Genomic DNA, 3,580 nt, shown 5'->3' with positions numbered 1-3,580 from the left:
GGGCGCGGAGCGGGCGCGGCCGCGCCGACGCCGGACCGCGACATCTTGCCCGGCCACGTCACACGCTTCGCACCGTCGCCGACCGGGCGGCTGCATCTCGGCCATGCCTTCTCGGCGCTAACCGCCTGGAATATCGCCGAAAACTCCGGCGGCAAGTTCGAGCTGCGCATCGAGGACATCGACACCGGCCGCTCGCGGCCCGAGTTCGAGGCGGCGATCCTCGAGGATCTGGCCTGGCTCGGATTGCGCTGGCCGAAGCCGCTCTGGCGCCAATCCGCGCGGCTGCCGGCCTATGCGACGGCGCTCGAGCGGCTGAAGGTGACCGGGCTCGTCTATCCCTGCACCTGCAGCCGGCGCGACATCACCGCCGCGCTCTCGGCGCCCCAGGAGGGGGCGGCGGATTTCGACGGCCCGGTCTATCCCGGCACCTGCCGCGGCCGCCGCGACGCGCCGCCCGGCGCCGCCTGGCGCCTCGACCTCGCCGCCGCCATCGCCCGCCTCGGCGGCCCCCAGGCCCTCGCCCAGCTCGTCATGCGCGAGACCGGCCCCGTCGCCCCCGGCGTGCACGCGCTCGACGCCGAGGCGCTGATCGCCGAGGTCGGCGACGTGGTGCTGGCGAGGAAGGACATCGGCACCTCCTATCATCTGGCGGTGGTGGTCGACGATGCGGCCCAGGGCATCAGCCATGTGGTGCGCGGGGCGGATCTGATGGTGGCGACGCCGCTGCACCGGCTGCTGCAGGCGCTTTTCGGCTATCCGGTGCCGGTCTGGCACCACCACAGGCTGATCCGCGACGAGAGTGGCCGGCGGCTCGCCAAGCGCGATCAGGCGCGCGCGCTGGCCACGCTGAGGGAGGAAGGTGCAACTCCGGCAGACATCCGGGCGATGCTGGGTCTGCGGACGGCCGCGGTTCGTGCGTGATCCTTTGCCGAGGCGGTCATTCCAGGGGTTCCGACAGGATCGCCTCCGCGCCGTCGCGCAGGCCGGTGTAGAAGCAGCTGCGCCGGTTGGTATGGCAGGCGGGGCCCGTCTGGTCGACGATCAGGAGCAGGCAGTCCCGGTCGCAGTCGATGCGCAGCTCCACGAGCTTCTGGACATGGCCCGAGGTCGCGCCCTTGCGCCAGAACTCGCCGCGCGAGCGGGACCAGTAGGTGACGCTTCCGCTGGCCAGCGTCTCGGCGAGGCTCTCGGCGTTCATCCAGGCCAGCATCAGCACGGTCCCGTCGCGGTCCTGGGCGATGGCCGGGATCAGCCCGCGCTCGTCGAAGGCGAGGCTCGCGATGTCGAAGCCCTGCATGTCACGCCTCCCTTTCCGACCGCTGCGATTCGGCCTATCTATGGGGGGTTGCGGGCGGATGCAAAGGGATCGGGGATGAGCGGCGACACGGATCTTATCAAGCTCTATTCGCAGCGCGTCCTGGCGCTCGCGGCCGACATGCCTCATGCGGAGCGGCTCGCCGCGCCGCAGGTGACGGCGCGCAAGCGCTCGCCGCTCTGCGGGTCGACCGTGACCGTGGATCTCGACCTGCAAGACGGTCGCATCGTGGCCTTCGGGCAGGACGTGAAGGCCTGCGCGCTCGGCCAGGCCTCGGCGGCGGTGCTGGGCCGGCAGGTGATCGGCCTCAGCCGGAGCGAGGTGGCCCGCGCGCGCGATCAGCTCTATGCCATGCTCAAGTCCGGCGGGCCGGTGCCCGAGCCGCCCTTCGAGGATCTCGAAGTCCTGCTGCCGGCGCGGGACTACAAGAACCGCCACGCCTCGATCCTGCTCGCCTTCGATGCGACGCTCGCGGCCTGCGACGAGGCTTTGGCCGCGGCCTGAAGCTGCCGGGCCCGCGGGCAGGGACTGCGAGACCGCGTTCGTCCGCCGGGGCCTATCCCAGCAGGGCCAGCCATTCCTCTTCCGTGAGGATGGCGATGCCGAGCGCGCGCGCGGCCTTCTCCTTGGAGCCGGCGCCGGGGCCGGCGACGACGTAGTCGGTGCGGGCGGAGACCGAGCCCGCGACCTTGGCGCCGAGGGCCTCGGCGCGGGCCTTGGCCTCGGCGCGGGTCATCCGTTCCAGGGTGCCGGTGAAGACGACCGTCTTGCCCGCGACGGCGGAGCCAGAGGCGGCGGGGGCCTCGACGTCCTCGATCTCGAGTTCCGCGACCAGCCGGTCGAGGGCGGCGCGGTTGGCCGGCTCGTGGAAGAAATCGACGAGGCTGGCGGCCATGACGGGGCCGACCCCGTCGATGGCGTTGAGCTCCTCCCATTCCGGGCCTTCGTGGGCGCGGGCGGCCTCCATCGCCGCCGCGAATCGCGACCAGGATTCGTAGGTGCGGGCGATCAGCCGCGCCGCGCTCTCGCCGACATGGCGGATGCCGAGGCCGAAGATCAGCCGGTCGAGCGGGATGCGGCGGCGCTCGGCGATGGCGCGGAAGAGGTTGCGGCTGGATTTCTCGCCCCATCCCTCGCGGCTGCGCAGTGCCTCGCCGTGGCGGGCCTCCAGCGCGAAGATATCGGCGGGCTCGCGGATCCAGCCCTCGTTGAAGAAGGCCTCCACCTGCTTCGCACCGAGGCCCTCGATGTCGAAGGCCCCGCGGGAGACGAAATGGCGGAGTTTCTCCACCGCCTGGGCCGGGCAGATCAGGTTGCCGGTGCAGCGGTGCACCGCCTCGCCCTCCTCGCGGATGACGTCGGAGCCGCAGACCGGGCAGGTCGTCGGAAAGACGTATGGAACGGCATCGGCCGGGCGGCGGCCGAGGTCGACGTCCTCGATCTTGGGGATGACGTCGCCGGCGCGGTAGATCGTCACCCAGTCCCCGACACGGATGTCGCGGCCCTCGCGGATCGGGTTGCCGCGCGAATCGCGCCCGGCGATGTAGTCGGCGTTGTGCAGGGTGGCGTTGGAGACGACGACGCCGCCGACGGTCACCGGGACGAGGCGGGCGACGGGGGCCAGCGCACCGGTGCGTCCCACCTGGATCTCGATCGCCTCGATCTCCGTGGTGGCGCGTTCGGCGGAGAACTTGTGGGCTACGGCCCAGCGCGGGGTGGTGGAGCGAAAGCCGAGCCGGGCCTGCAGGTCGAGCCGGTCGACCTTGTAGACCACGCCGTCGATGTCGTAGCCGAGGCTGGCGCGCATGGATTCGATGGCGCGGTAGCGGGCGATGAGCGCATCGGTGGTCTCGCAGACCGCCATGAGGGGATTGGTGGCGAAACCGAGCGCGCCGAGGCGCGCGATGGCGCCCGACTGGGTTCCGGCGAGGGGTTCGCTCACCTCGCCCCAGGCATAGGCGAAGAAATGCAGCGGGCGGGCGGCAGTGACGGCGGGGTCGAGCTGGCGCAGCGATCCGGCGGCGGCGTTGCGCGGGTTGGCGAAGGTCTTGCCGCCCGCCGCGGCCTGGCGTGCGTTGAGGGCGGCGAAATCGGCGTGGGTCATGTAGACCTCGCCCCGCACCTCCAGCAGGTCGGGCGCATCCGAGAGCGCCTGCGGGATCTCGCCGATGGTGCGGGCATTGGCGGTGACGTTCTCGCCGGTCTCGCCGTCGCCCCGGGGCGCGGGCACCCCGAGCCCGCCCCCCTCCTAGCGCCGGGTGGGCG

General features: G+C 72.1%; 3 protein-coding genes and 1 pseudogene. 2 read left to right on the top strand and 2 right to left on the bottom strand.

Going from position 1 to position 3,580, the window contains the following annotated elements:
- Positions 1-45: 45 nt before the first annotated feature.
- Positions 46-921, top strand: a complete 876-nt coding sequence (gene gluQRS / locus V7050_RS19675) for a tRNA glutamyl-Q(34) synthetase GluQRS (RefSeq protein ID WP_324369810.1) — start codon at positions 46-48, stop codon at positions 919-921.
- Positions 922-937: 16 nt separating this feature from the next.
- Here the strand turns inward: gluQRS and hisI are convergent, their stop codons facing one another.
- On the bottom strand, positions 938-1,297 hold the full coding sequence (hisI, locus tag V7050_RS19670; protein WP_324369798.1) for a phosphoribosyl-AMP cyclohydrolase: 360 nt from the start codon (positions 1,295-1,297) through the stop codon (positions 938-940).
- A 75-nt stretch (positions 1,298-1,372) separates the two neighbouring features.
- On the opposite strand from hisI, the gene V7050_RS19665 reads away from it, so the two are divergent.
- Positions 1,373-1,819, top strand: coding sequence for an iron-sulfur cluster assembly scaffold protein (locus V7050_RS19665; protein WP_324369800.1), 447 nt, complete (start codon positions 1,373-1,375; stop codon positions 1,817-1,819).
- 52 nt (positions 1,820-1,871) lie between these two features.
- Here the strand turns inward: V7050_RS19665 and ligA are convergent.
- Positions 1,872-3,563 (bottom strand): annotated as a pseudogene (gene ligA, locus V7050_RS19660) (NAD-dependent DNA ligase LigA); the annotation flags it as partial.
- Positions 3,564-3,580: the final 17 nt, after the last annotated feature.

Origin of the sequence: Amaricoccus sp. (assembly GCF_036846665.1) — a bacterium.
GTDB lineage: Bacteria > Pseudomonadota > Alphaproteobacteria > Rhodobacterales > Rhodobacteraceae > Amaricoccus.
This window is presented reverse-complemented; position numbering and strand designations above follow the sequence as displayed.